Source organism: Pseudomonas brassicacearum, from assembly GCF_000585995.1.
Taxonomy (GTDB): Bacteria; Pseudomonadota; Gammaproteobacteria; order Pseudomonadales; family Pseudomonadaceae; genus Aquipseudomonas; species Aquipseudomonas brassicacearum_A.
The window spans coordinates 625,474-652,147 of the sequence record NZ_CP007410.1 but is presented as its reverse complement, the minus strand read 5'-3'; the positions used below and the strand labels follow the sequence as shown (position 1 = coordinate 652,147).

The window sequence follows — 26,674 nt, the reverse complement described above, 5'->3', positions numbered from 1 at the left end:
GGGTTTAAGAAAATCAGGAACTACAGAAAGACAAAGGGCACGACCTGTAAACAGGATCGTGCCCGATGTTACCGACTAGCACCCGAGGGTGCCAGCCGACAGGTGTTGCTTAAGCTGCTACCACGACAACGCGTACGGTGGCTTCAACTTCGGCGTGCAGGTGCACGGCTACGTCGAATTCGCCTACGTTGCGGATGGTGCCGTTCGGCAGACGAACTTCGCTTTTCGCTACTTCAACGCCGGAGGCGGTCAGTGCGTCAGCGATGTCGTGAGTACCGATCGAACCGAACAGCTTGCCTTCGTCGCCAGCGGTGGCAGTGATGGTCACTTCCAGCTCGGCCAGTTGGGCAGCACGGCTTTCAGCCGATGCTTTACGGTCTGCGGCGGCTTTTTCCAGCTCAGCGCGACGCTCTTCGAACGCAGCCAGGTTGGCAGCGGTCGCAGCGGTGGCTTTGCCGAAAGGCAGCAGGTAGTTACGGCCGTAACCGGCCTTAACGTTTACTTTGTCGCCCAGGTTGCCCAGGTTGGCGATTTTTTCCAGAAGGATCAGTTGCATGTGAAAATCCTCTAACTTTTAACCTTCACCGTTCGCGTTGTCGGCGTCTTTCGGCGCCATACGACCGCGAAAATCAATCAGGCTGTCGACGATGGCCAAGACCACCAGCAACGGATAGATCAGCTGCATGAACAGCAACAACGTGACGTACAACCCCACCAGCCAGAACCTGGCCAGTCGCTTTTGCGCCACCAGCCCGTGAATCAGGGCCAGGGCGGCAAAGACCAGCGGTACGCTGCACAACGGCGTGAGCATGGCCATCTGAGCACCGAAGTTCGGCCCCAGAAGCATGCCCGCCAGCAGCAACATCGCCAGCCCAAGCGGGAATCGGATGGCGCGAAATTCGCGACCAAAACCACCCGGGTTGTACAACAACGCCTGCCAGTAGCGCCCAATGATCAGGCTCAGCACACTGACGATTTGCAACAAGGCCGCAATCAGGCCGGTCAGGACCGGTGCAATCAGGGACGCGAAACGCGCCTGCTCCTCTACCGACATCTGCTGGTAGAGATCACCAAGAGCCTCGGGCAGGATTTTTATCAAAGCCTGCGACAGCATCTCGATCTGGGGTTCGAAAGCCACCCCGAGCACCACTGAAAACACCACTCCCATCGCTATGCTGACCAGCAGCACGCGGTTCCAGGATTCGCTTGCGCGCAACACCAACGCCAGCGTCGAAGACCCCAGCAGCACCATGAGTGCCCGCGGGTCAGCGGCATACAACCACCAGAACAAAGCTGGCAGCAGTCCCAGAGCAAGAACGCCAAGGGCGTCCTTCAATCCGCGCCGCAGGAGTACAAGACTTCCCGCGGCAGCACCCAACCAATACAACAACGGCAATGCCGCGCATCCAGCCACTACCAGAGTGGCCTGCATACGACCGCGCATGATGAACTCAGCTAAGGCGCGCATGCATTCAATCCTTTGCTACGTGTCGACTGCCCGGTCTCAGCGGCCGTGGCTGTCGGTGTAGGCCAGCAGGGCCAGGAAGCGGGCGCGCTTGATAGCGGTGGCCAGCTGACGCTGATAACGAGCTTTGGTACCGGTGATACGGCTTGGAACGATTTTGCCGGTCTCGGATACGTAGGCTTTCAGAGTGTTGAGATCTTTGTAATCGATCTCTTTCACGTCTTCAGCGGTGAAGCGGCAGAATTTACGACGACGGAAGAAACGTGCCATGTGATTGGCTCCTTAAAAGGTCCGTGGATTACTCGTCAGCGTTATCGCTGTTGTCGCTGTCGCTATCGCTGTCATCGCCTTCGGCGCTGTCAGAGTGCTCAGGACGGTCGCGACGCTCACGGCGCTCACTGCGGTTTTCTTCAGCCTTGAGCATCTCGGATTGGCCGGTGACGGCTTCTTCGCGACGGATGACCAGGTTACGGATCACTGCATCGTTGTAGCGGAAGTTGTCTTCCAGCTCGGCCAGGGCCTTGCCGGTGCACTCAACGTTCAGCATCACGTAGTGAGCCTTGTGAACATTGTTGATTGCGTAGGCCAGTTGACGACGGCCCCAATCTTCCAGACGGTGGATTTTGCCGCCGTCTTCTTCGATCAGCTTGGTGTAACGCTCAACCATGCCGCCGACTTGCTCGCTTTGATCCGGGTGGACCAAAAAGATGATTTCGTAATGACGCATGAATGCTCCTTACGGGTTGTAGCCTGCCGCTCAAAAACGGTCAGACAAGGAGTGAATGACACTTATGGACTTGTGGACGCTAGACACATAAGTGCCTGCCATCACAGCAAGGGGCGCAATTGTAGAGAAGGGTCGAGGGAGGCGCAAGGCAATTGGTGATTATTTGAACAACCACCAATCTTTGCCCAAACACAAAACACTGTGGGAGCGAGCTTGCTCGCGAAAGCGGCGCGCCAGGCAACATTTATGTCACTGATACGCCGCCTTCCCGAGCAAGCTCGCTCCCACATTTGACTTGCGTCTGGCTTAAGGCTTCTTGGCGACAGCCTTCACGCTACGCTGGCGCAGGGCCTCGAACAGGCACACACCGGTCGCGACTGAGACGTTGAGGCTGCTGACGCTGCCCGCCATCGGCAGCTTGACCAGGTAATCGCAATGCTCACGGGTCAGGCGACGCATGCCCTTGCCCTCGGCGCCCATGATCAGGATGGTCGGACCAGTCAGGTCCTGGTCATAAATACTGACCTCTGCCTCGCCCGCCGTACCGACCACCCACAGGCCGCGCTGCTGGAGTTTCTCCAGGGTACGCGCCAGGTTGGTCACGGCCACCAGCGGAATCACTTCCGCCGCGCCGCAGGCGACTTTACGCACCACCGGTGTCAACGTCGCCGACTTGTCTTTAGGTACAATGACCGCCAACGCACCGGCCGCATCCGCCGAACGCAGGCAAGCGCCGAGGTTATGCGGATCGGTCACGCCGTCCAGCACCAGCAACAATGGCGCACCCTCGGTGCGATCGAGCAGCTCGTCGAGCATCGCCTCGCCCCAGACCTGGCTGGGGCTGACTTCGGCCACAACGCCTTGGTGCACGCCTTCGACCCAGGCATCCATCTCGCGCCGCTCAGCCTGGCCGACCGCCACACGACTTTCGCTGGCCAACTCGATCAGCGTCTGGACCCGCGGATCACTGCGGCCTTCCGCCAACCAGATCTGCTTGACCCGCTTGGGGTGATGACGCAGCAACGCCTCCACGGCATGCACGCCGTAGATTTTTTCCAACTGACTCATGACTTGGCCTTGGGTTTACGCGCCCCGCCGCTTTTGGCTGGGGCTGAGCCCGCTTTTGGCGGGCCTTTACGGTGCTTGCTCGGCTTGCTGGTCGCCTTGTCCGGGGCCGACCGTCCGGCCTTTCCCCCAGACGCCGCTTTACCACCGCTTTTGGCTTCGGCAAGCAACGCCTGCTTCATTTCACGGCTTTTGCGCAGCTCGGCGTTTTTCGCCGCCGCATCGCTCGGACGATAGGCCTCGACGGCTTTTTCCTTGGCCGGGCCGCGACGCCCGGACTTGGACGACGCAGGTTCGGCGGCGGTCTTGGCCGCAGGCGCGGCGGTTTCGCTACCGCGCTTCTTGCGGCCGATCGGCGCGCTGATGGTTTTTTCGGCCATCTCGAAGTCGATCTTGCGTTCGTCGAGGTCGACGCGCATCACCCGCACCTCGACGGTATCGCCAAGCCGGAAACTGCGGCCGGTGCGCTCGCCCGCCAAGCGGTGGTGCACAGGGTCGAAGTGGTAGTAATCGCCCGGCAGCGCGGTGACGTGCACCAGACCTTCGACGTAGATGTCGGTCAGTTCGACGAACAGGCCAAAACCGGTCACGGCAGTGATCACGCCCGGGAACGACTCACCCACGCGATCTTTCATGAACTCACACTTGAGCCAGTTCACGACGTCGCGAGTTGCTTCGTCGGCACGACGCTCACTCATCGAGCACTGCTCGCCGAGTTGCTCAAGGGCTGCTTCGTCGTACGGATAGATGCGCGCCTTCGGAATGCTCATCGCACCGGCACGCTTGACGTGCGGGGTGTTCATCTTCGAATGGATGACGCTGCGGATCGCCCGGTGCGTGAGCAGATCGGGGTAGCGGCGGATCGGCGAAGTGAAGTGGGTATAGGCTTCGTAATTCAGGCCGAAGTGGCCCTGGTTATCGGCGCTGTACACCGCCTGGCTCAACGAGCGCAGCATGACGGTCTGGATCAGGTGGAAGTCCGGGCGGTCCTTGATACTGGCCAGCAAGGCCTGGTAATCCTTGGGCGACGGACCGTCCTTGCCCTTGTGCAGGGACAGGCCGAGTTCACCGAGGAACGCCCGCAGTTTTTCCAGACGCTCCGGCGGCGGACCGTCGTGGACCCGGTACAGCGCAGGGATTTCGTGTTTCTTCAGGAATTCGGCAGTGGCCACGTTGGCGGCCAGCATGCATTCCTCGATCAGTTTGTGAGCATCGTTGCGCACCGTCGGACGAATCTCGGCGATCTTGCGCTCGGAGCCGAAAATGATCCGGGTTTCCTGGGTTTCAAAATCGATCGCACCGCGCACATGACGGGCCGCGAGCAGCACTTTGTAGAGCGAGTACAGCTCCTTGAGGTGCGGCACGACGTCGGTGTATTCACCGCGAAGCTTGCGCGACTCGGCCAGCTTTGGCGTTTCCAGCATGGCGCTGACCTTGTTGTAGGTCAGGCGAGCATGAGAATGGATCACCGCTTCATAGAAGCAGTAATCGGTCATTTCGCCGGATTTGGAGATGGTCATTTCGCAGACCATGGCCAGGCGATCGACCTGCGGGTTGAGCGAGCACAACCCGTTGGACAGTTGCTCAGGCAGCATCGGCACGACGCGCTCGGGGAAGTACACCGAGTTACCGCGCACCTGGGCTTCGGTATCCAGCGCCGAACCGAGCTTCACATAACTGGAGACGTCGGCAATGGCGACGTACAGCTTCCAGCCGCCGGAGAACAGGCGCAACTTGCCAGGCTTGGCTTCGCAGTAGACCGCATCGTCGAAGTCCCGGGCGTCTTCACCGTCGATGGTGACGAACGGCAAGTGGCGCAGGTCGATGCGCTTCTCTTTGTCCTTCTCCTCGACTTCCGGCTTGAGCTTGGCGGCTTCCTTGAGGACCGCTTCCGGCCAGACGTGCGGGATGTCGTAGGTGCGCAGGGCAACATCGATCTCCATGCCCGGCGCCATATAGTTGCCGACCACTTCGACCACATCGCCCTGAGGCTGAAAGCGCGGGGTTGGCCAATGAGTGATCTTCACCTCGACGAACTGACCGACCTTGGCGTTGGCGTTACGGCCTGGGGTGACCAGCACTTCCTGCTGGATCTTCGGGTTGTCGGCGACGACGAAGCCGATGCCGCCTTCTTCGAAGTAACGGCCGACGATGCTTTCGTGGGCACGGGACACCACCTCGACGATCACGCCTTCACGACGACCGCGGCGGTCCAGGCCGGACACGCGGGCCAGCGCCCGGTCACCGTCGAACACCAGGCGCATTTGCGCCGGGCTCATGAACAAGTCATCGCTGCCGTCGTCCGGAATCAGAAAGCCGAAGCCATCGCGGTGACCGGCGATGCGGCCCAGGATCAGGTCGAGTTTATCCACAGGGGCATAAGTGCCGCGCCGGGTGTAGATCAGTTGAGCGTCGCGTTCCATGGCGCGCAGACGGCGGCGCAGGGCTTCGAGCTGGTCTTCGGTGGTCAGACCGAACTCTTCAACCAACTGCTCGCGGCTAGCAGGCGAACCCCGATCGGCGAGATGCGCCAGGATCAGTTCGCGGCTAGGAATAGGGTTTTCATATTTTTCCGCTTCACGAGCGGCCTCGGGATCGAGGGACTGCCAATCGGCCATTAGAGAGTTTTCACCTTGTCTATATACGGGTTAGTTTGGCATAGGCGTAATGAAACGGGAAATTTCAAGCAGCGAACGCCCTTTTCTAAAGCCTTTTGACCCTCCGTTGAAGCCCGGGACTGCACCGCTGGTGAAATTTCCCGGTTTTTTTCTTAAGAGGGGTTTACAGTTAAAAACACGCTCCGTATAGTGCGCGCCATCGACGACGCACACACGTTGCCGATACTGCCCAGATGGTGAAATTGGTAGACACGCCAGCTTCAGGTGCTGGTGACCGCAAGGTCGTGGAAGTTCGAGTCTTCTTCTGGGCACCAATTTCGAGCAACAGATCAACGGTCTGCAAGCTCAACAAAAACCCGCGGAAGCGGGTTTTTGCATTTCTGGCCCTGCAATTTCGTTTGGCAATTACCAAAACAAAAACAGGGGTTTACAGATCAAAATGCGCTCCGTATAGTGCGCCACATCAACAGCGGCAACGCTGAAGATGCTGCCCAGATGGTGAAATTGGTAGACACGCCAGCTTCAGGTGCTGGTGACCGCAAGGTCGTGGAAGTTCGAGTCTTCTTCTGGGCACCAATTCCAGCTTCAAGGTTTACAACCTTGATCCTCACAGAAACCCGCGAAAGCGGGTTTTTGCGTTTCTGGCTTTTAGAATCCAATTCTCGCCACACGCCTCCAATCCGTACATGAGAAACAATATCGTTTATCATTGTTACAAGTTTTTGCTACACGACAGTGAGGAACCCCGCGAATGATGTTTCGAACCACCCTTTACCGCGCCCTGACCTGCACCCTGCTCGGCCTGACCCTCGCAACGCCCCTCGCCCACGCCGCCGACAAGGTGGAACTCACCCTCTACAACGGCCAGCACAAGGAAGTCGGCGACGAATTGGCCAAGGCCTTCGAAGCCAAGACCGGCATTCACGTCAAGGTGCGCAAAGGCAGCAGCAACCAGCTTGCCAGCCAGGTGGTCGAAGAAGGCGACCGCTCGCCGGCCGATGTGATCTACACCGAGGAATCGCCGCCCCTGAACAAACTCGGCGAACAAGGCCTGTTGGCAAAAATCGACGACGCGACCCTCAACGTCCTGCCCAAGGACTACGTCGCCGGCAACGGCACCTGGATGGGCGTCACCGCCCGCGTGCGCGTAGTGGCCTACAACCCGAAGCTGATCGACGAAAAAGACTTGCCCAAAACCGTCCTCGATTTCGCCCAGCCACAATGGCAAGGCAAGGTCGGCTTCGTACCGACCAGTGGTGCGTTCCAGGAACAAGCCGTCGCCATTATCAAATTGCACGGAATGGACGCCGCCGAAGAATGGCTCACCGGCCTGCGCGCCTTCGGCAAGGTCTACAGCAACAATATGGTTGCCCTCAAGGCTGTGGAAAACGGCGAAGTCGCGAGCGTCTTGGTGAACAACTATTACTGGTTCGCCCTGCAACGGGAGAAGGGCCAGCTCGACTCCAAGTTGCATTACTTCACCGGTGGCGATGCCGGCGGCCTGGTAACCGTGTCCAGCGCCGCCGCGCTGAAATCCAGCAAACATCCTAAAGAAGCCCAACAACTGCTCGCCTACATGGCCAGCGAAGAAGGCCAACGCGTGATCACCCAGACGTCCGCCGAGTATCCGCTGCACAAAGGCATGGCCTCGGATCGAGGCCTCAAGCCCTTCAGCGAGCTGGAGCCACCGAAAGTCACCCCGGCCGACCTCGGCAACGCCGAAGAGGCTCTGGAACTGGAACGCGAAGTCGGCCTGAACTGATGACCCCATCGCTAAGCGCCCCGCACCCCACAGCAAGCTACGTTCCGCGCCGCAAGCGCCCACCGCTCGGAGTGTTGCTGCCGGTGCTGCTGTTGGTGTTCCTGAGCGCACTGCCGCTGCTCTACGTCATCGTGAAGGCCTGGCAAGCTGGCTGGGCCGAAGCGTTGCACCTGTTGTGGCGCCCCTATGTATTCGGGCTGCTGCGCAACACCCTGGCACTGATGGTCGGCGTCACGCTGGCCTGCGGGATCATCGGCCTGTCCCTGGCCTGGCTGCTGGAGCGCAGCAACCTGCCGGGACGCCGGCTATGGGGCGTCATCCTCTGCCTGCCGTTCGCGGTGCCGGCGTTTGTCAGCAGCTTCACCTGGGTGTCCCTCAGCGCCCAGTTCGAAGGCCTGGGCGGCGCGATCCTGGTGATGACCCTGTCCAAGTACCCACTGATCTTTCTCCCGGTGGCGGCGACATTGCGCAACCTGGACCCCTCCCTCGAAGAGTCAGCTCGCACCCTGGGGCAAAATCGTTGGGGGGTGTTCTTTCGTGTCACGTTACCGCTGCTCTGGCCTTCGCTGCTGGCCGGCTCATTGCTGATCGCATTGCACATGCTGGTGGAATTCGGCGCGCTGTCGATCATCGGCCTGCAAACCTTTACCACCGCGATCTATCAACAATTCGAGCTGGAATTCAGCAACGCCAATGCCGCCATGCTGTCGGCGGTGCTACTGGCGCTGTGTTTGATTCTGCTGTGGCTGGAACTGCGGGTGCGCGGCAAGGGCCGGCATGTGCGCACCGGCCAGGGCGCGGCGCGACAGGCCGAACAAGTCCGGCTGGGGCCTTGGGCTGTTCTCGGGCAGGTGTATTGCCTGGCACTGACGATCATCGGCAGCGGCATTCCCCTGGGGATGCTGGTGTATTGGCTGGCAGTGGGCACCTCCGCCGCGTTCCCGGTGGGCGAAATCAGCGAGGCATTGCTGTCGTCCCTGGCGCTCTCTCTCGGAGGCGCCGCGCTCTGCCTGGTGCTGGCGGTGCCGGTCGGTCTGTTGGTGGTGCGTTACAAGGGCCGCCTGGCGCTATGGGCCGAACGCCTGCCGTACTTGCTCCACGCCTTGCCAGGACTGGTGATTGCCCTGAGCCTGGTGTATTTCGCGCTGCACTACGTGCCGGCGCTGTATCAGACGTCAGGGCTGCTGCTGATCGCCTACGCGCTGCTGTTCCTGCCACTGGCCCAGGCGCCGGTGCGTACTGCGCTGAACAAGGCAGCACCGCAATTGGAAGAAGCCGCGCGCACATTGGGGGCTTCGTCGTTCAGTGCATTTTGCCGAGTGACCTTGCCGATCATCTTCCCGGCGCTTGGGGCGGCATTTGCCTTGGTGTTCCTGGATGCGATGAAGGAACTGACGGCCACGCTATTACTGAGCCCTACCGGGCTCAACACGTTGGCGACGGCGGTCTGGGCCCATACATCCAATGTGGAGTTCGCAGCCGCGGCGCCTTATGCGGCGCTGTTGATTGTAGTGTCGGGGTTGCCGGTTTATTTGCTGACGACGCGGATGTACCTGAGCCGCTGAAACCGCCATCGCGAGCAAGCTCGCTCCCACAATTGATCGGAGTACAGCTGGGAGAAACAGGTCGGCTGCCAGGCCGCCTTCGCGAGCAAGCCCGCTCCCACAGTTGGATTGGGGTACACCCGCAAGAGACAGGCCGGCTACTAGGCCGCCTTCGCGGGCAAGCCCGCTCCCACAGGGGAAACGCGGTCCCACCAAGAACCAGGTCGGCTACTAGGCCGCCTCGGGGTGGATGTTGATCTCGGGCGCCCCGTTAACCACGCTGGCCGAACGTAGGTATTGTGGAGTGGGCATCCCGGCATGGATGCCGGGATAGCCGCGCTGGGCCATGGATGGCCCTTCGCGGCGGGCCCACGGAGCAATGCCTGCGTTCGGGCATGCCGAGCCTAGGCGAGGCACCGAGTGGTGGGGCTAAAGCGTTTTGCTTACTTTTGCGCTTCTCAAAAGTGAGCCGCTGTAAGAGCGGAACCATAAGCCGCCGTTACCGCAGCAACGGATATGTACCCGGTCAAAAACCCCCGGCCAGCTATCAGGCCCTGAACTGCCCCAAACTCGCCTTCAACTGCGCCGCCAAACTATCCAACACCTTGCCACTGGCCGTAGTCTCGACCACAGCCTGAGCGGCTTTCTCAGCCTGGGCATGAATGGTCTCCACCCGCCCACGCACCGCCTGCGCACCCTGAGCCTGATGGGCCGCCGCCTGAGTCGCCAGACCAATAGCCGCATGCACCTGCTCCACAGAAGCCTGAACCGACTGCTGCAAACGCGCACTGTCACGCAACACCAGCAAGCCCTCACTGGCCTGGCGCCCAGCCTGGCCGATAGCCGCCACCGCCTCGCGAGCACCCTGCTGCAAAGCCACAATGTGCGCCTGGATGTCACCAGTCGAACTCTGGGTCTTGCTCGCCAACGCCCGCACCTCATCCGCCACCACCGCAAACCCACGCCCGGTCTCCCCAGCCCGCGCCGCTTCGATGGCTGCGTTCAAGGCCAGCAGATTGGTCTGCTCGGCAATGCCATGAATCACGGTCAGCACCACTTCGATCTGCTCACTCTGCTGCGCCAGGCGTTCGATCACCTTCGCCCCGGTATCCACCTGCCCGGCCAACGCCTCGATCAAACCACCAACCTTGGCCGAGGTGCGGGTGTTTTCATCGGTGGCCTTGCGAATCTCCACCACTTGCTGCAAGGCCGCCTGCATCGCGTGGCTTTCCGACTGCGCTTCATCAGCCATTTGCGAGAGCGCCCGCAGGCTCTCGGCCACTTCATCACGCTGCATGCCAGCCGCCGCGTCAGCGCCGGAGTTACGCAGAGTCATCGCGCCAATTTCCTGCCCGGTGCGCTGGGCCACGTCGCCCGCCTCTCGCACAATCGGTTGCAACTTATCCACAAAGCGATTGACCGCCGAAGCCATCTCGCCAATTTCATCCTTGCTGCTGATCTGCACACGTTTGGTCAGATCGCCATCGCCCGCCGCCAGGTCGTTCATGGCCGCGATCAACAACTTCAAGCGATTGACCACCCGACGCCCCAGTACCACGGCCAGCAGAACCAATACGCCGAAGCCCACCAGCGACAGGCCCATGCCGATGCGCCAACGCAAGGTGCCCGCCGCGTCCTGCACGGTGCTGGCGGTGTTGGTCTGCATTTGCGTGGCCGTGGCCTGAGCCGATTCCAGGCGACCGCGCATGGCGGCGGCGCTGTCGGCTGCCGCACCCTTGAGGCTGTCACCGACCAACTGGTCGCTGCTGGCGATCAGGGCCGAAAAACGCTGGTCCAGTGCCTTCAGGTCGGCGTCAACGGAGGCTGTGGAAACCCCCATCAAGACTTTGCCGATCTCCACGCCGTTGGGGTTGATCGAGGCTTCGAGGTAATACACCGACGGATCGCTCTTCGCCGCATCCAACACTTTGTCCAGCGCCCGCTCGCCCTTGCCTTTTTCCAGCAACGCCTTGTTGATCGGGTTTTCCCGGTTCAGATAACGGGTCAGGTGCTCTCCGGCGGCATCGTCATAGATGACGAACAGCACATTGGGATTGCGCTGGGCCCGACGAGCAAACTCGGAAAGCGTGGGCACGTCGTTGTCCCACATGGCGCGGGGTGCGACGGAGGCCAGGAGTTGCGCCATATCATTGGCGGAATCCTTGAGCGTTTTCTCCAGCGTCGTCCGCAATTGCGCCTGTTCGTCCTTCAGCCGCGCAGACAAACCGGCAGTGAGACGCTGGCGGGTGTTGACAGACAAACTGTCCAGGCTCGAGGTGACCTCGCGCCCGGCCTGCTCGAGTTCGCCAGACAATTTCTGACTGTCGCCCCCCAGCCGAGCGCCTAGATCGGCCTCCAGCGCGGTGACCGTGCTTCGTGTCAGCGCGACAGCCACCAGCACCTGCACCAAAAGGGCGATACCCAAGGTAACGAATACGGGCCGCAACAGACGGCTTTGTAACAGTGAGAGAACGGCCGACACAGGGGAATCCCTCTACTAAACGCCATTAAATTGATGGCACTTCAAAGAAGTACTGATTGTAAGGGTGCATAGCAAAGGTCGTGCCGTTCGGCGGGCAGAAACGACAAAGGCCCCAAACGAGGGGCCTTTGTTTTTTACATCAACGACTTATCAGGCAAATGGGTGACGCAGAACGATGGTTTCGTTGCGGTCAGGCCCCGTCGAAATAATGTCGATCGGCGCACCGACCAGCTCTTCAACGCGCTTGATGTAGTTGCGGGCTGCCACTGGCAGCTCTTCCAGGGTCTTGGCACCCACGGTCGACTCGGTCCAGCCTGGCATCTGCTCGTACACCGGCTCCAGGCCAATGTAGCTGTCGGCGTCGGTCGGGGCGTCGATGACAGCGCCGTCCTGGTTCTTGTAGCCCACGCAGATGTTGATGGTTTCCAGGCCGTCCAACACGTCCAGCTTGGTCAGGCACAGGCCCGAGATGCTGTTGACGTCGATGGCGCGACGCAGGATGACGGCATCGAACCAGCCGCAACGACGGGCACGGCCGGTAGTAGCACCGAACTCGTGGCCGCGCTTGGCCAGGAAGGCACCGACGTCGTCGAACAGCTCAGTCGGGAACGGACCCGAACCGACGCGGGTGGTGTAGGCCTTGGTGATGCCCAGGATGTAGTCCAGGTACATCGGACCAAAACCCGACCCCGTGGCGATGCCGCCGGCGGTGGTGTTGGAGCTGGTGACGTACGGGTAGGTGCCGTGGTCGATGTCCAGCAGCGAACCCTGGGCACCTTCGAACATGATGTCCTTGCCGGCGCGGCGCAGCTCGTGCAGCTCGGCGGTGACGTCGAGCATCATCGGCTTGAGCAGCTCGGCGTACTCCATGCACTCGTCCAGGGTCTTCTGGAAGTCGATGGCCGGTTCTTTGTAGTAATTGACCAGCACGAAGTTGTGGTAGTCCAGCAACTCGCCCAGCTTGGCGGCGAAACGCTCGCGGTGGAACAAGTCACCGATGCGCAGGCCACGACGGGCCACTTTGTCTTCGTAGGCCGGGCCGATGCCGCGACCGGTGGTGCCGATCTTCAGCTCGCCACGGGCCTTTTCACGGGCCTGGTCCAGCGCAACGTGATAGGACAGGATCAGCGGGCAAGACGGGCTGATACGCAGGCGCTCGCGCACCGGCACGCCTTTCTCTTCCAGCTTGATGATCTCCCGCAGCAGGGCGTCGGGTGCAACCACCACACCGTTGCCGATCAGGCACTGCACACCTTCGCGCAGCACACCCGACGGAATCAGGTGCAGAACGGTTTTTTCACCGTCGATCACCAACGTGTGACCTGCGTTGTGGCCACCCTGGTAGCGCACTACGGCGGCAGCATGTTCGGTCAGCAGATCAACGATCTTGCCTTTGCCCTCATCACCCCATTGGGTGCCCAGGACTACGACATTCTTACCCATAACACTTGTCCTCATTCGCGCAAACTTGGTGCCGGCCGCAGCCGACAGGAAAACTCAAGAAGCCAGCGGCAATACTTGCCAAAGCCCGTTCTGCTGAATCAATTGCCGGTCGCAGTCCGCTTCACGGGCGGCGGCCAAAGGTTGCCCAGGCAAAGCCTGGACAACGCGCTGACCCTCACTGCGCAACTGGCAGACCGCCTGCCAGAGTGCCGCATCCGTACTGTCAGGCATCCAGATACCGCCAGACGGTAGCTCGATTTCAGCACGCCCCAGGGTCACCAGGGTTTTCAGATCGGTGGAAAAGCCAGTCGCCGGACGGGCACGACCGAAGTCGGCTCCGATATCGTCATAACGACCGCCCTGGGCGATGGACTGGCCCACGCCCGGCACAAACACCGCGAAGACGACGCCCGTGTGGTAGTGATACCCGCGCAACTCGCCCAGGTCGAAATACAGCGGCAACTCAGGGAAACGCACCGACAGACGCTCGGCAATCGCCAGCAAATCGTCCAGTGCCGCCAATACAGGCGCTGGTGCATGGGCCAGGCGTTCGCGGGCGGCGGTCAGCACTTCACGACCACCACACAGGTCCACCAGCGCCCGCAGCATGCCCGACAGATCAGCCGGCAGGCCTTCGGTCAGGCTGATGACTTCGTCGATGGCCTTGCGTTGCAAGGCGTCGAACAACTGTTGTTCCACTTCACCAGACAGACCGGCCGCACGGGCCAGGCCGCGATAGATGCCGACATGACCCAGGTCCATGTGGACATCCGGCACGTCAGCCAGTTGCAGCATGGCCAACATCAGGCTGATGACTTCCACGTCGCTGCTCGGGCTGGCGTCGCCATACAGCTCGGCACCTAGCTGGATCGGGCTGCGCGAAGACGACAAGGCACGTGGCTGGGCGTGCAGCACACTGCCGGCGTAGCACAGGCGGCTCGGGCCTTCACGGCGCAGGGTGTGGGCATCGATGCGCGCCACTTGTGGCGTGATGTCGGCGCGAAAGCCCATCTGCCGGCCCGACTGCGGGTCGATCACCTTGAAGGTGCGCAGATCCAGGTCCTGGCCCGCGCCGGTCAGCAGGGATTCCAGGTACTCGATATGCGGGGTGACGACGAACTCGTAACCCCAGCTCTGGAACAGATCCAACACCTGCCGACGCGCGACTTCGATACGCGCGGCTTCCGGTGGCAGTACTTCTTCGATGCCATCTGGCAGCAGCCAGCGGTCTACCGTTGCCATTACGCCATTCCCCTATGGTCCGGGCGGCCAGCCCTCGGGCAAGCCTTGAGTGAAGCAGAAAATACTTGGCCCACGCGCAAAACACGCGCATGAGCGACGTGACGAACGGCCAGCAAGCGGCCTCGCCCAGCACTTTCCTCGAAAAACCTGTCGAGTCGTTCAACCCGACGCCTGCAACCAAAACCACAATCAAACGTGCAGACGCAAAAAAGCCGGGAATTTCCCGGCTGCCGCATCATACACACGTTTTCCCAAAGGATCACCCCGCCCGACGCTTTAGCCGCCGGGCGGAGTGTCTCAGGTCAACGTCGCATCAAGGCTTGGCCTTTTCCAGGTAGCGGAAGAAGTCGCTACTTGGGTCCAGGACCATGACGTCGGATTTGTTCGCAAAGCTTTCACGGTAAGCGCGCAGGCTACGGTAGAACCCGTAGAACTCCTGATCCTGGCCATAGGCCTTGGAGTAGATCGCAGCGGCCTGGGCATCACCATCACCCCGAACCTCTTCCGATTCCCGATAGGCTTCGGCCAGCAGCACGCGACGTTGGCGATCGGCGTCGGCACGGATGCCTTCGGCCAGCTCGTTACCCTTGGCGCGGTGCTCGCGGGCTTCACGCTCACGCTCGGTGCTCATGCGCTCGAACACGCTGCGGTTCACTTCCTTCGGCAGGTCGATAGCCTTGACCCGGACATCGACCACTTCGATACCCAGCTCTTTTTCCGCCATCGTGTTCAGCGAACGGGTGATGTCGGACATGAGCGCATCACGCTCACCAGACACGACTTCATGCAACGTGCGCTTACCGAACTGGTCACGCAGGCCCGATTCCAGACGACGGGACAGACGCTCGTCGGCGATCTGCTTGAGGCCGGAAGTCGCGGTGTAGAAGCGCTCGGCATCCTTCACCCGCCACTTGGCGTAGGCATCCACCATTACGGCTTTCTTTTCCAGCGTCAGGAAGCGTTGCGTCGGCGCATCCAGCGTCATCAGGCGGGCGTCGAACTTGCGCACCTTGTTGACGTACGGCACTTTCACATGCAGCCCTGGCTGGACATCAGCCTGGACCACGCGACCAAACTGCAGCAACACCGCACGCTCGGTCTGAGCCACGATGTAGAAGCAGTTCCAGGCAGCGATCGCCACGACGACACCGACAATAAGGGCGATCAGCGATTTATTGCTCATCAGCGACTCTCCCTGGTACGTGCTTGCTGTTGCTGCAGTTCCGCCGCACGGGCGTTGCCTTCATTATTGCTGGCGGCTGCCGCGCCGGTCGACGGCGTGCTGGTGTTGCGGCCGCTCTCGACCATCTTGTCCAGCGGCAAGTACAGCAGATTGCTCTGGCCGTTCTTGTTGCCGGTCACAAGGACCTTGCTGGTGTTGCTGAAGACTTCCTGCATGGTGTCCAGGTACAGACGCTCACGGGTGACTTCAGGGGCCTTGCGATACTCGGCCACCAACTTGGTGAAGCGATCAGCCTCACCCTTGGCACGGGAGACCACTTCGTCGCGATAACCGTTGGCATCTTCGATGATGCGCTGGGCCTGACCACGGGCTTCCGGCACGACGCCGTTGGCGTAGGTCTCGGCCTGGTTGCGCGAACGCTGTTCGTCTTCACGGGCGCGAATCACGTCATCGAAGGCTTCCTGGACTTCACGCGGTGCCGCTGCGCTCTGGACGTTGACCTGGGTAACGGTGATACCGGTGCGATAGGTATCGAGGAACCGTTGCAGGCGCTCCTTGATTTCGCTGGCCATCAGCTCACGACCTTCGGTCAGCACCTGGTCCATGGCGGTGGAACCCACCACATGGCGCAAGGCACTTTCGGTCGCATGCTGCAGGCTGATTTCCGGCTGGTCGACGTTCAGCACGAAGTCTTGCAGGTTGGTGATCTTGTATTGCACGGTCAGCGGCACTTCGACGATGTTTTCGTCTTCGGTCAGCATCTGGCCCTGCTTGGTGTAGGCACGCTCACGCGTGACGTTTTCCATGTACTTCTGGTCGATCGGCGGAAAATAGATGTTCAAGCCCGGGCCGACGGTTTCGTAGTACTTGCCGAAGCGCAGCACCACGGCCTGCTCCTGCTCGTCCACGACATAAACCGCGCTGTACAGCCAGATAGCCGCGAGCACGACAAGACCGATGCCGAGCAGGCCGAAACCGCCGCCCTTACCCGGACGACCGCCGCCATCGTCACCGCGTTTTTTACCACCACCGAACAAACCGTTCAGGCTTTCCTGCAGCTTTCGAAAGGCCTCGTCGAGATCTGGTGGCCCCTTGCGGTCGCCGTTGTTACGACGCTTGCCACCCCAAGGATCCTGATTATTCGAGTTGCCACCCGGCTCATTCCAAGCCATAGCGCTCTCCATCTGATAAAGCAAAGACGCACCCACGGCGCGCCGACCAATGCTACAGAATGCCTGACACAGCTTTCTCAGGCTTTTATTGCAAAGTGTGTTGCTCGATGAATTCCATCGGTTGCAGCCCTTCGCGACTGATCAGCCGGTTAAGCTCCGACCGAGGCAGGCGAACAGCCAGCAGGTAGTCGCCTTCTTCGTCGTGTTCTTCTTTTTGCACCGCCCCCGATTCAAAGAACTGGGCACGCAGCCGGGCGAAACGTTGCGGTAACTTCAGCGTGCCGACAAACAGATCATTGCCCAACAGCTCCGCCACGGCCTGCTTGAGCAGGTCCAGGCCAGTGCCGTCACGGGCCGATAACCAGACCCGTTGCGGCTTGCCATCGGCATCGCGCTGGATCTGCGGCTCCACACCTTCGAGCAAATCGAGTTTGTTGTATACCTCGAGGATCGGCAAGTCCTGGGCCCCGATCTCGCCGAGCACCACCATCACTTGCTCGATCTGCAGCATTCGGTCCGGCTCGGCGGCATCGATCACGTGCAGCAGCAGGTCGGAGTTACTCGACTCTTCGAGCGTAGCCCGGAAAGCCTCGACCAGTTTATGCGGCAGGTGGCGGATGAAGCCCACGGTGTCGGCCAGCACGATCGGCCCGAGGTCGTCCAGGTCGAGCCGGCGCAGGGTTGGATCGAGCGTGGCGAACAACTGGTCGGCGGCGTAGACGTCCGATTGCGTGACATTATTGAACAGGGTCGATTTGCCGGCGTTGGTATAGCCCACCAGTGAAACCGTCGGGATGTCCGCGCGCTTGCGGCCGCGCCGCGACTGCTCGCGCTGGCTGCGGACCTTTTCCAGGCGCCCCTTGATCTGGCGCAGGCGAACCCGCAGCAGGCGCCGGTCGGTTTCCAGTTGGGTTTCACCCGGACCGCGCAGACCGATACCGCCCTTCTGCCGCTCAAGGTGAGTCCAGCCGCGAACCAGCCGCGTACTCATGTGCTCAAGCTGTGCCAGTTCGACCTGGAGCTTGCCTTCATGGGTGCGGGCGCGTTGGGCGAAGATGTCGAGAATCAGCCCCGTCCGGTCGATCACGCGACACTCGAAAACACGTTCGAGGTTACGTTCCTGACTCGGCGTGAGGATGTGATTGAAAATCACCAGGTCGACCTGCTCGGTCTTGACCAGGTCGCGCAACTCCTCGACCTTGCCACTACCGATCAGGAATTTGGCGGTTGGCCGATGACGCGGCACGTTGAAAAACGCGACGGTCTCGGCGCCGGCCGACAGTGCCAATTCCTGAAACTCCTGCGGATCTTCGCGCGCCTCAGGGTCCTGTCCATCCAAGTGAACGAGAATGGCCCGTTCACCACCACCGTGGCGCTCAAAGAACAAAGGAGACTCCTATCAGGCGTTACCCGGCTCAGCGTCACCGCCTTCGGTTTCGGTTGCGCTAGGCAGACGAATTGGACGAACTGGCACGACTGTCGAGATCGCGTGCTTGTAGACCATCTGGCTGACGGTGTTTTTCAGAAGGATGACGAACTGGTCGAAAGACTCGATCGTGCCTTGCAGTTTGATCCCGTTGACCAGATAGATGGACACCCCAACTTTCTCTTTACGTAAAGTGTTCAAGTAAGGGTCTTGTAGCGAATGCCCTTTTGACATGTGCCGCACTCCTTTAAGGATCAATAATAAAAATCGGAATCAGATGGCTTGGGCCGTCACACCCCCAAGGATAGACGGCAATTGCAAGGACTCAGCTCAATATGGAGATGGTCCCGAGGTATTTCAAGGCGCGTGGCAGATTGTCGCAATCAAGACTGTCAAGCCAATGCAGGTCAGTCCAGCTGCGCAGCCAAGTGAACTGGCGTTTCGCCAATTGGCGCGTGGCAATGATCCCACGCTCCTGCATCTCGGCTGACGTCAGCTTGCCGTCCAGGTAATCCCAGACTTGTCGATAACCCACCGCACGTATAGACGGCAACCCGGCATGCAGGTCACTTCGCTCACGCAGGGCTACGACCTCGTCTATGAACCCCTGTTCCAACATTAATGTGAATCTTTGTTCAATTCGCCGATGCAGCACTTGCCGGTTCGCCGGAGCGATGGCCAGATTCGCGACAGTATAGGGCAATTGTTGCAGTCCCGAAGCGGCTGCTTCAGTACTTTGCGCAGATTGTCGCTGGCGCAGGGCCGTCATGCTCTGGCCGCTGACCCGATAAACCTCCAGGGCCCGGCTGAGCCGCTGCGGATCGTTGGGGTGGATTCGCGCCGCCGATTCCGGGTCAATGACCGCCAATTGCTCGTGCAGGGCTTGCCAGCCAAGGCGCCCGGCCTCTTCTTCGATCTGCGCGCGCACCTGGGGATCGGCCGCTGGCATGTCCGCCAGCCCATCGACCAAAGCCTTGTAATACAGCATCGTTCCGCCCACCAGCAGTGGAATCTTGCCCCGTGCGGTGATATCGGCCATGGCCTGGAGGGCATCGCGACGAAAATCCGCAGCCGAATAGGCCTCGGCCGGATCGAGGATGTCGATCAGCCGGTGCGGATATTCGGCCAGCAGCTCTTTCGATGGCTTGGCGGTGCCGATGTCCATGCCCCGGTAGACCAGCGCCGAATCGACGCTGATCAGCTCGCAAGGCAGGACTTTGGTCAATTCGATGGCCAGGTCGGTCTTGCCGGCGGCGGTCGGGCCCATCAGGAAAATCGCGGGGGGCAACTGGCTCATCAACGACCGCGCAGGAACAGTTTGTCCAGGTCGTCCAGGCCCAATTGGGTCCAGGTCGGCCGGCCATGGTTGCATTGGCCGCTGCGTTCGGTGTTTTCCATGTCCCGCAGCAGGCCGTTCATTTCCGGCAACGCCAGGCGTCGGTTGGCGCGGATCGCGCCGTGGCAAGCCATGGTGCCGAGCAGTTCGTTCAGGTGCGCCTGGATTCGGTCGCTGGTGCCATATTCCATCAGGTCCGCCAGCACGTCGCTGACCAGCCGATTGGCCTCGGCCTGCTTCAGCAAGGCCGGAATCTGACGGATCGCCAGGGTTTCCGGGCCCAGGCGCTGCAATTCGAAGCCCAGGCGCTGGAACCAGCTCACGTGCTCCTCGGCGCAATCGGCTTCGCGCTGGCTGACGGCCAGGGATTCGGGCACCAACAGCGGCTGGCCACTGAGGCCTTCGCTGGCCATGGCGATTTTCAACCGCTCGTACATGATCCGCTCGTGGGCAGCGTGCATGTCCACCAGGACCAGGCCCTGGGCATTTTCCGAAAGGATATAAATGCCTTTGAGTTGCGCCAGTGCATAACCCAGCGGCGGGATGTCGCCCTGGCCGTCGGGCAGCGCCGCCGCACCGGCTTCAGGCAAGGGCTTGAAAAATTCGCGATAGGCCGCCTGGGCCTCGGCCGCCGGCACGTTCGATTGCGGGCGTGGCGTGTATTGATACTGATAGCCGCTGCCGGCACCGGTCCCCGCCGTGTTGTAGCTCGGCTGAGGCTGGGGTTGTTCCAACAGTGCGTTGGCCGCCAGGCGCATTTCGCCCTGGGGACCGAATTCGCCGGCATCCAGCCCCGTCGGCCGGACCATGCCAGCCACCGCGGCCGGGGCCGCCAGTTGATCTTCCGGCCGCACGTCGCCCAGGGCGCGGTGCAAGGTGCCATAGAGGAAATCGTGCACCATGCGCCCGTCACGGAAACGCACTTCGTGCTTGGTCGGGTGCACGTTGACGTCCACCACCGCCGGATCGACTTCGAAAAACAGCACGAATGTCGGATGCCGGCCGTTGAACAGCACATCGCGATAAGCCTGGCGCACCGCATGGGCCACCAGCTTGTCGCGTACCGCCCGGCCGTTCACGTAAAAGTATTGCAAGTCTGCCTGGCTACGGGAAAAGGTCGGCAACCCAACCCAACCCCACAGGTGCAGGCCATTGCGCTCCACTTCGATGGGCAAGGCCTGCTCCAGGAACCCGGCACCGCACACGGCACCCACACGGCGGGCACGGGCCGCGTCGTCATGGGCTTCGTGCAGGCTGAGGATGGTCTTGCCGTTGTGGCGCAAATGGAACGCCACGTCAAAACGCGCCAGGGCCAGGCGCTTGATGACTTCCTGCAAGTGATCGAATTCGGTCTTCTCGGCCTTGAGAAACTTGCGCCGGGCCGGAGTGTTGAAGAACAGGTCGCGCACTTCCACCGAGGTACCCACCGGGTGGGCCGCGGGCTGGACGCGAGAAGCCATCTCCCGACCCTCGGTCTCGACCTGCCAGGCCTGCTCGGCATCACGGGTGCGGGAGGTCAGTGTCAGGCGCGACACCGAACTGATGGACGCCAGCGCCTCGCCACGAAACCCCAGGCTCATGACCCGTTCGAGGTCTTCCAGGTCGCGAATCTTGCTGGTGGCGTGCCGCGCCAGGGCCAGCGGCAGGTCATCGGCAGAAATACCGCCACCGTCATCGCGCACCCGCAGCAACTTCACGCCGCCCTGTTCGACATCCACGTCGATGCGTTTAGCCCCGGAGTCGAGGCTGTTTTCCAGCAACTCCTTGATGACCGACGCTGGACGCTCGACCACTTCCCCGGCGGCGATCTGGTTCGCCAGCCGTGGGCTGAGCAGTTCAATGCGAGCGTTGCCGCCGATCACTTCATCACTCATTGCTGGACCGCCACTTCATTGCCGGGAATGGTCAGGGTCTGGCCAATCTTGAGCTCGTCGCTCTTGAGATTGTTGGCACTGCGCAAGGTGGCGGGTGACACCTGATAGCGCACGGCGATCATCGCCAGGGTCTCGCCGGGGCTGACCCGATGGTCCCGCGGGCCTTGGGCGATCTTGCCGGAGTCGCGCAGCCAGGCGATATAGGTGCCTGGCGGTGGGTTCTGCTGGAAGAACTGCCGCACGCCGCTGCTGATGGAGCGGGCCAGTGCCTGCTGGTGATTGGCAGACGACAGCTTGGACGCTTCGTTGGCGTTGGAGATGAACCCGGTCTCCACCAGGATCGAGGGGATGTCCGGCGACTTGAGCACCATGAATCCGGCCTGCTCGACGCGCTGCTTGTGCAGCGGCGTGACCCGACCGATGTTGCTCAGGACTTTCTGGCCGACGTTCAGGCTGGAGGTCAACGAGGCGGTCATCGACAAATCGAGCAACACACCGGCGAGCATGCGGTCCTTGTCGTCGAGGCTGACGTTGCCGGCACCGCCGATCAGGTCGGAACGGTTTTCGCTGTCGGCCAGCCAACGAGCAGTCTCGGACGTGGCACCGCGGTCAGACAGGGCAAACACCGAAGCCCCGAACGCTGCCGCCGAAGGCGCGGCGTCGGCGTGGATGGAAACGAACAGGTCGGCGCCTTTCTTGCGGGCGATCTCGGTACGCCCGCGCAAAGGAATGAAGTAGTCGCCGGTACGGGTCAGTTCGGCACGGAAGCCTTTCATGCCGTTGACCTGACGCTGCAACTCACGGGCGATGGACAGCACCACGTCTTTTTCACGCTGCCCGCGCGAACCCGAGGCACCCGGGTCTTCACCGCCGTGGCCGGCGTCGATCACCACGATGATGTCGCGCTTGCCAGCCGGGGCCGGTGGCAGCTTGATCGCCGGCTCGGTCGGCGTCACCGGTACCGCCGGCAACGTTGCGACATTGGTGGGCGGCGGTGGTGGCGGCGCGGCATCGGCCGGGTTGTCGAACAGGTCCACCACCAACCGGTTGCCATACTGGGCGTTCGGCGCCAGGGTGAAGCTTTTCGGGGTCACGGCTTTTTTCAGGTCGATGACCACCCGCAGGTCGGTCGGCGTCCGTTGGGCCGAGCGCATCGAGGTAATGGGGGTGTTGGCGGTGGCCACGTTCAACGGCGCCCCCAGGGACGCGCCATTGATGTCGATCACCAGGCGATCCGGGGCCGTCAGGGTGAATACGCTGTGCTGCACCGGGCCCGTCAGGTCGAAGACCAGCCGTGTGTTGTCCGGCGCTCGCCAGAGGCGAACGCTGTTGACCTTTGTCTCGGCCACAGCATCGACGGCCAGTGCCGTAAGCAACAGTCCTACGACAGCAACCACCGCGCGAAAGCGCATACCAAACCCCATCATCAATTAATTTCCAATGCCAAAGCGGCACACCACGACTCGCCACGCGAGCCTTGCGGCGTCAGTTTCAGCGAACGCCCGCCGTTCTGCGCGCCAATGGTAATGGTCAGGTCCGGCTTTGGCAAAAAGCCTGCACCCTTCTGGGGCCATTCGATCAGGCACAAGGCATCATCTTCGAAATAATCGCGGATACCGAGAAATTCCAGCTCCTCGGGATCCACCAGTCGATACAGGTCGAAATGGAAGGCGCGAACATCACCGATCTCGTAGGGCTCGACCAACGTGAACGTAGGGCTTTTTACCGCGCCGACGTGCCCAAGGCCGCGAATGATGCCCCGGGACAGGGTGGTTTTCCCCGCGCCAAGGTCACCTTCGAGAAAAATCAGGCCATGGCCCCCAGTGGTGCGCGCGATACGCGCCCCGAATTCCGTCATGGCGTGTTCGTCCGCCATGAACAGGGTTACTTCAGACACGGTGAATGCTCCTCCAACAACTGACGAATGGCCGGGATCAGATCGGTCGCCGCCACTCCCCGACCCGACCGACCGGCTTGGGCACCGGCATTGGCGTGCAACCAGACCGCCAGGCACGCCGCATCAAAATCTTCCATGCCCTGGGCCAACAAAGCGCCGACCACGCCGGCCAACACGTCCCCCAGGCCGGCCGTGGCCATAGCCGGATGGCCCTGGCTGCAAACGGCCAGACGACCGTCCGGGCTGGCGATCAGGCTGCCGGCGCCCTTGAGAATCACTGTGGCGGTGTATTTTTTGCTCAATGCATGGGCCGCCGCCGGACGATCGGCCTGCACCTGAGCCGTGGAGATGTCCAGCAGCCGCGCCGCCTCGCCCGGATGCGGGCTGATGACACAGTGCTCGGGCAGACTGACGTCGCCGCTACTCAGCAGGTTCAGCGCATCGGCATCCCACACTTGCGGCAGCGGCGCATTGGCCGCCGCCGACAACAGGCTGCGTCCCCACGCGGCCTGGCCCAGCCCTGGCCCGACCACCAGCACACTGGCCTGCTTGAGCAAGCCCATCAATTGGTTGGCCGAATGAGTGCCCTGCACCATGACCTCGGGCAAACGCGTCAGCGCCGCGGACACATGCTCGCTGCGGGTCGCCATGGACACCATGCCCGCGCCGCAACGCAGGGCGCTTTCGGCGCTCATCTGGATGGCGCCGCCAAAACCTCGGTCGCCGCCAATCAACAGCACATGACCAAACCGGCCTTTGTGGGACGTGGGCATGCGCGGCGTCAGACGCGGCAGATTATGCGGTGAGAGCAGTCGGGCACTGGCCGGTGTCGCTTCAACGATGTCAGGGTCGGCGTGTAGATCGTTGAACACCAGTTCGCCTACCCGATCCGCCGCATCCCCCGTGAACAGGCCGAGCTTCAGGCCAATGAACGTCACAGTCAGGTCGGCCACCACCGCCGTACCGAGAACCCGACCGGTGTCGGCACACAGCCCGGAGGGAATATCCACCGCGGCGACCGGCAGACCACTGACATTGATCGTGTCGATAGCACGCACATAGGGCTCGCGTACATCGCCGCTCAACCCGGTGCCGAGCAACGCGTCCAGCAGCACGCCACGCAATTCGGATTCGTCCGACCACGGTTCCACCGGGACACCCACCGCCACAGCCTCAGCGTGGGCATTGGCGGCGTCGCCCTGCAGACGCCGGGGCTCGCCCACCGTCAGCACCCGCACCGACCAACCGGCGCGCCGGGCCAGGGTTGCCACCAGGTAACCATCGCCCGCGTTGTTGCCGTGGCCAGCCAGTACGGTCAGCTCGCTGGCGTCAGGCCAGTGCCGAACGATCGCACGCCACATGGCGCGGGCCGCGCGCTGCATCAATTCGAAGCCGGCGGTGCCCGCCGCGATCAATTGTGCGTCGAGGGCCCGAACCTGCGCGGCACTGTACAGCGCGTCGGGAAAATCATCTTTAGTGTGCGGCATGCGTCTTCGGGCTCCGATGTCTGGCAGAATTATACGCATCTCAGCTCCGGTTTCTCTCGCCTCATGCCTGTCATTCCCACAGACCTCCCCGCCCTCGCCCAATCCATCAAGGACTGGGGCCGTGAGCTGGGTTTCCAGCAAGTCGGCATCAGCGGCCTGGACCTTGCCGAGCATGAGCAACATTTGCAGCGCTGGCTCGACGCGGGCTATCACGGCGAGATGGATTACATGGCGGCCCATGGCAGCAAACGCTCGCACCCCGACGAGCTGGTGCCGGGCACGCTGCGGGTGGTTTCCCTGCGCATGGATTACCTGCCGGGCGACACGCAAATGGCGCAATTGCTCGGCCAACCGGAAAAGGCCTACGTCTCGCGTTATGCATTGGGCCGCGATTACCACAAATTGATCCGTAAACGTGTGCAGCAACTGGCAGAAAAAATCCAGGCGGTCATCGGCCCCTTTGGCTATCGCGCCTTCGTCGACAGCGCGCCGGTGCTGGAGAAGGCCATCGCGGAACAGGCCGGCCTGGGCTGGATCGGTAAAAACACCTTGGTGTTGAACCGCAAGGCGGGCAGTTATTTCTTTTTGAGCGAGCTGTTCGTCGACTTGCCCCTGCCGGTGGACCCGCCCCACGCCAGCGAACATTGTGGAAAATGCACGGCGTGCCTGGACATCTGTCCTACGAATGCCTTCGTCGGGCCCTACGTGTTGGATGCCCGTCGGTGCATCTCCTACCTGACCATCGAACTGAAAAGTGCCATCCCCGAAGAACTGCGGCCATTGATTGGCAATCGGGTGTTCGGGTGTGATGACTGCCAGATCGTCTGCCCGTGGAACCGCTTCGCCCGACCGTCCGGGGAAAGCGACTTCAAGCCGCGACACAACCTGGACAACGCCGGGCTGGCCGAGCTGTTCATGTGGGACGAGGACACGTTTCTGCGCAGCACCGAAGGCTCGCCACTGCGCCGCGCCGGTTACGAACGTTGGCTGCGCAACCTGGCGGTGGGCCTTGGCAATGCACCCTCAACCATTGCGGTGCTGCAAGCGCTGGAGGCGCGACGCGATTATCCTTCGGAACTGGTACGCGAGCATGTCGAGTGGGCGTTGCGCCAACACGCCGAGCGTCAGACCTCGTCGTTATAAACGAACTTCGGCATTTCCCAGTGAAAGCGAATCGCCAGGAGCCGCAGCAGGAAACCGCCGAACAAGGTGATGAGAATCGCCTGTTCATTCGGCAACTGCAGGTAGACGCACAACAGGTAGCACCACGCCGCGGCAAATGAGACGCTGGCATAGAGTTCGCGGCGAAAGATCAGCGGAATATCGTTGCAGAAGATGTCCCGCAGGATGCCGCCGAACACCCCGGTGATGACCCCACTGACCGATGCCACCAGCATGCCATGACCCATTTCCAGGGCGGTCATGCAGCCAATCAGCGTGAACGCCACCAGCCCCACGGCGTCGAGCACCAGGAACAGCGAGCGCAGATGGCGCATCCAGCGCGCCAGGAACACCGTCAGCATCGCCGCCGCAGTGGTCAGCACCAGGTATTCCGGGTGCTTGACCCAGGTCAGCGGGTAATGGCCAAGCAATACGTCGCGCACCGAGCCGCCACCCAGCGCCGTGATACAGGCGATCAGCACCACGCCGAACCAGTCCATGCCACGACGCCCGGCAGACAAGGCGCCGGTCATGGCTTCGGCGGTGATGGCGATCAGATAAAGCATCAGCAACATGGTGGCGGTCCTTGCAGGAAGGCGCGCAGTCTAGCCATTTCGGGCAGGCACCAAAAGAGGGCAGCTCCGACAAGTCCAACACAGGACCCGTGGCGAGGGAGCTTGCTCCCGCTCGGCTGCGCAGCAGTCGCAAACCGGACAATGTGGTCTACCTGAAGGACTGTCAGGGCCTGCTTCGCAGGCCAGCGGGAGCAAGCTTCCTCGCCACAAGAGCT

At 61.6% G+C, this 26,674-nt stretch carries 22 protein-coding genes and 2 tRNA genes; 5 read left to right on the top strand and 19 right to left on the bottom strand.

Translation table 11 applies throughout. The features are described 5' to 3' along the window. Positions 1-109: 109 nt before the first annotated feature. The 6 genes from rplI to rnr form a co-directional block, all read right to left on the bottom strand. Complete coding sequence (rplI, locus tag CD58_RS02765) at positions 110-556, bottom strand: 50S ribosomal protein L9 (RefSeq protein ID WP_003186385.1); 447 nt, start codon at positions 554-556, stop codon at positions 110-112. Between the two features lie 18 nt (positions 557-574). Beyond that, positions 575-1,468, bottom strand: coding sequence for a hypothetical protein (locus CD58_RS02760; protein ID WP_025211555.1), 894 nt, complete (start codon positions 1,466-1,468; stop codon positions 575-577). 36 nt (positions 1,469-1,504) lie between these two features. Continuing rightward, entirely contained in the window at positions 1,505-1,735 is a 231-nt protein-coding gene (gene rpsR, locus CD58_RS02755; protein ID WP_002551829.1) for a 30S ribosomal protein S18, read from the bottom strand. A gap of 28 nt (positions 1,736-1,763) precedes the next feature. After that, the gene (rpsF, locus tag CD58_RS02750; RefSeq protein ID WP_025211554.1) at positions 1,764-2,192 is read right to left on the bottom strand and encodes a 30S ribosomal protein S6; all 429 of its coding nucleotides are present in this window, start codon (positions 2,190-2,192) and stop codon (positions 1,764-1,766) included. A 306-nt stretch (positions 2,193-2,498) separates the two neighbouring features. Then, entirely contained in the window at positions 2,499-3,260 is a 762-nt protein-coding gene (rlmB, locus tag CD58_RS02745; protein ID WP_025211553.1) for a 23S rRNA (guanosine(2251)-2'-O)-methyltransferase RlmB, read from the bottom strand. Beyond that, positions 3,257-5,875 (bottom strand): ribonuclease R, encoded by a 2,619-nt coding sequence (rnr, locus tag CD58_RS02740; RefSeq protein WP_025211552.1) that lies wholly within the window; start codon positions 5,873-5,875, stop codon positions 3,257-3,259. Before rnr ends, rlmB begins: the two co-directional genes overlap by 4 nt. A 227-nt stretch (positions 5,876-6,102) precedes the next feature. Between rnr and CD58_RS02735 the strand changes: the two genes are divergently transcribed. The 4 genes from CD58_RS02735 (at position 6,103) to CD58_RS02720 (ending at position 9,202) form a co-directional block, all read left to right on the top strand. Continuing rightward, positions 6,103-6,189, top strand: a tRNA-Leu gene (locus CD58_RS02735). A gap of 175 nt (positions 6,190-6,364) precedes the next feature. Beyond that, positions 6,365-6,451 (top strand) — tRNA-Leu (locus tag CD58_RS02730). A gap of 175 nt (positions 6,452-6,626) precedes the next feature. Further along, positions 6,627-7,637, top strand: a complete 1,011-nt coding sequence (locus tag CD58_RS02725) for an extracellular solute-binding protein (protein ID WP_025211551.1) — start codon at positions 6,627-6,629, stop codon at positions 7,635-7,637. Further along, positions 7,637-9,202 (top strand): ABC transporter permease, encoded by a 1,566-nt coding sequence (locus CD58_RS02720; protein WP_025211550.1) that lies wholly within the window; start codon positions 7,637-7,639, stop codon positions 9,200-9,202. The genes CD58_RS02725 and CD58_RS02720 overlap by 1 nt, the downstream gene beginning before the upstream one ends. A 526-nt stretch (positions 9,203-9,728) precedes the next feature. Here the strand turns inward: CD58_RS02720 and CD58_RS02715 are convergent. The 12 genes from CD58_RS02715 to CD58_RS02660 form a co-directional block, all read right to left on the bottom strand. Further along, the gene (locus tag CD58_RS02715; protein WP_025211549.1) at positions 9,729-11,663 is read right to left on the bottom strand and encodes a methyl-accepting chemotaxis protein; all 1,935 of its coding nucleotides are present in this window, start codon (positions 11,661-11,663) and stop codon (positions 9,729-9,731) included. 150 nt (positions 11,664-11,813) lie between these two features. Further along, the gene (locus CD58_RS02710; protein WP_003186407.1) at positions 11,814-13,106 is read right to left on the bottom strand and encodes an adenylosuccinate synthase; all 1,293 of its coding nucleotides are present in this window, start codon (positions 13,104-13,106) and stop codon (positions 11,814-11,816) included. Positions 13,107-13,160: 54 nt separating this feature from the next. Beyond that, positions 13,161-14,348: an ATP phosphoribosyltransferase regulatory subunit gene (locus CD58_RS02705; RefSeq protein WP_025211548.1), complete on the bottom strand. Its 1,188-nt coding sequence runs from the start codon at positions 14,346-14,348 to the stop codon at positions 13,161-13,163. A 313-nt stretch (positions 14,349-14,661) separates the two neighbouring features. Beyond that, on the bottom strand, positions 14,662-15,531 hold the full coding sequence (hflC, locus tag CD58_RS02700; RefSeq protein WP_025211547.1) for a protease modulator HflC: 870 nt from the start codon (positions 15,529-15,531) through the stop codon (positions 14,662-14,664). After that, positions 15,531-16,703, bottom strand: coding sequence for an FtsH protease activity modulator HflK (gene hflK, locus CD58_RS02695; RefSeq protein WP_025211546.1), 1,173 nt, complete (start codon positions 16,701-16,703; stop codon positions 15,531-15,533). Before hflK ends, hflC begins: the two co-directional genes overlap by 1 nt. An 85-nt stretch (positions 16,704-16,788) precedes the next feature. Continuing rightward, positions 16,789-18,090 (bottom strand): ribosome rescue GTPase HflX, encoded by a 1,302-nt coding sequence (hflX, locus tag CD58_RS02690; RefSeq protein ID WP_025211545.1) that lies wholly within the window; start codon positions 18,088-18,090, stop codon positions 16,789-16,791. A 12-nt stretch (positions 18,091-18,102) separates the two neighbouring features. Then, positions 18,103-18,363, bottom strand: coding sequence for an RNA chaperone Hfq (hfq, locus tag CD58_RS02685; RefSeq protein WP_025211544.1), 261 nt, complete (start codon positions 18,361-18,363; stop codon positions 18,103-18,105). Positions 18,364-18,454: 91 nt separating this feature from the next. Next, complete coding sequence (gene miaA, locus CD58_RS02680; RefSeq protein ID WP_025211543.1) at positions 18,455-19,426, bottom strand: tRNA (adenosine(37)-N6)-dimethylallyltransferase MiaA; 972 nt, start codon at positions 19,424-19,426, stop codon at positions 18,455-18,457. Continuing rightward, positions 19,426-21,339, bottom strand: coding sequence for a DNA mismatch repair endonuclease MutL (gene mutL / locus CD58_RS02675; RefSeq protein ID WP_025211542.1), 1,914 nt, complete (start codon positions 21,337-21,339; stop codon positions 19,426-19,428). The genes miaA and mutL overlap by 1 nt, the downstream gene beginning before the upstream one ends. Beyond that, the gene (locus CD58_RS02670) at positions 21,336-22,766 is read right to left on the bottom strand and encodes an N-acetylmuramoyl-L-alanine amidase (RefSeq protein WP_025211541.1); all 1,431 of its coding nucleotides are present in this window, start codon (positions 22,764-22,766) and stop codon (positions 21,336-21,338) included. The genes mutL and CD58_RS02670 overlap by 4 nt, the downstream gene beginning before the upstream one ends. Further along, positions 22,766-23,236: a tRNA (adenosine(37)-N6)-threonylcarbamoyltransferase complex ATPase subunit type 1 TsaE gene (tsaE, locus tag CD58_RS02665; protein WP_025211540.1), complete on the bottom strand. Its 471-nt coding sequence runs from the start codon at positions 23,234-23,236 to the stop codon at positions 22,766-22,768. Before tsaE ends, CD58_RS02670 begins: the two co-directional genes overlap by 1 nt. Further along, positions 23,224-24,723, bottom strand: a complete 1,500-nt coding sequence (locus tag CD58_RS02660; RefSeq protein WP_025211539.1) for a bifunctional ADP-dependent NAD(P)H-hydrate dehydratase/NAD(P)H-hydrate epimerase — start codon at positions 24,721-24,723, stop codon at positions 23,224-23,226. The genes tsaE and CD58_RS02660 overlap by 13 nt, the downstream gene beginning before the upstream one ends. Positions 24,724-24,786: 63 nt before the next feature. Between CD58_RS02660 and queG the strand changes: the two genes are divergently transcribed. After that, complete coding sequence (gene queG / locus CD58_RS02655; RefSeq protein WP_025211538.1) at positions 24,787-25,866, top strand: tRNA epoxyqueuosine(34) reductase QueG; 1,080 nt, start codon at positions 24,787-24,789, stop codon at positions 25,864-25,866. On the opposite strand, the gene CD58_RS02650 is transcribed toward queG, so the two are convergent. Continuing rightward, the gene (locus CD58_RS02650; protein WP_003186433.1) at positions 25,848-26,459 is read right to left on the bottom strand and encodes a trimeric intracellular cation channel family protein; all 612 of its coding nucleotides are present in this window, start codon (positions 26,457-26,459) and stop codon (positions 25,848-25,850) included. The two genes, queG and CD58_RS02650, sit on opposite strands and share 19 nt — an antisense overlap. Positions 26,460-26,674: the final 215 nt, after the last annotated feature.

Coding starts and splice junctions, on each gene's coding strand:
- CD58_RS02760 (WP_025211555.1), bottom strand. CDS start 1,468: ATGCGCGCCTTAGCTGAGTTCATCATGCGCGGTCGTATGCAGGCCACT.
- CD58_RS02725 (WP_025211551.1), top strand. CDS start 6,627: ATGATGTTTCGAACCACCCTTTACCGCGCCCTGACCTGCACCCTGCTC.
- CD58_RS02670 (WP_025211541.1), bottom strand. CDS start 22,766: ATGATGGGGTTTGGTATGCGCTTTCGCGCGGTGGTTGCTGTCGTAGGA.
- CD58_RS02710 (WP_003186407.1), bottom strand. CDS start 13,106: ATGGGTAAGAATGTCGTAGTCCTGGGCACCCAATGGGGTGATGAGGGC.
- queG (WP_025211538.1), top strand. CDS start 24,787: ATGCCTGTCATTCCCACAGACCTCCCCGCCCTCGCCCAATCCATCAAG.
- rlmB (WP_025211553.1), bottom strand. CDS start 3,260: ATGAGTCAGTTGGAAAAAATCTACGGCGTGCATGCCGTGGAGGCGTTG.
- CD58_RS02720 (WP_025211550.1), top strand. CDS start 7,637: ATGACCCCATCGCTAAGCGCCCCGCACCCCACAGCAAGCTACGTTCCG.
- miaA (WP_025211543.1), bottom strand. CDS start 19,426: ATGAGCCAGTTGCCCCCCGCGATTTTCCTGATGGGCCCGACCGCCGCC.
- mutL (WP_025211542.1), bottom strand. CDS start 21,339: ATGAGTGATGAAGTGATCGGCGGCAACGCTCGCATTGAACTGCTCAGC.
- CD58_RS02705 (WP_025211548.1), bottom strand. CDS start 14,348: ATGGCAACGGTAGACCGCTGGCTGCTGCCAGATGGCATCGAAGAAGTA.
- hflC (WP_025211547.1), bottom strand. CDS start 15,531: ATGAGCAATAAATCGCTGATCGCCCTTATTGTCGGTGTCGTCGTGGCG.
- CD58_RS02650 (WP_003186433.1), bottom strand. CDS start 26,459: ATGTTGCTGATGCTTTATCTGATCGCCATCACCGCCGAAGCCATGACC.
- rnr (WP_025211552.1), bottom strand. CDS start 5,875: ATGGCCGATTGGCAGTCCCTCGATCCCGAGGCCGCTCGTGAAGCGGAA.
- rplI (WP_003186385.1), bottom strand. CDS start 556: ATGCAACTGATCCTTCTGGAAAAAATCGCCAACCTGGGCAACCTGGGC.
- hflK (WP_025211546.1), bottom strand. CDS start 16,703: ATGGCTTGGAATGAGCCGGGTGGCAACTCGAATAATCAGGATCCTTGG.
- hfq (WP_025211544.1), bottom strand. CDS start 18,363: ATGTCAAAAGGGCATTCGCTACAAGACCCTTACTTGAACACTTTACGT.
- rpsF (WP_025211554.1), bottom strand. CDS start 2,192: ATGCGTCATTACGAAATCATCTTTTTGGTCCACCCGGATCAAAGCGAG.
- CD58_RS02660 (WP_025211539.1), bottom strand. CDS start 24,723: ATGCCGCACACTAAAGATGATTTTCCCGACGCGCTGTACAGTGCCGCG.
- rpsR (WP_002551829.1), bottom strand. CDS start 1,735: ATGGCACGTTTCTTCCGTCGTCGTAAATTCTGCCGCTTCACCGCTGAA.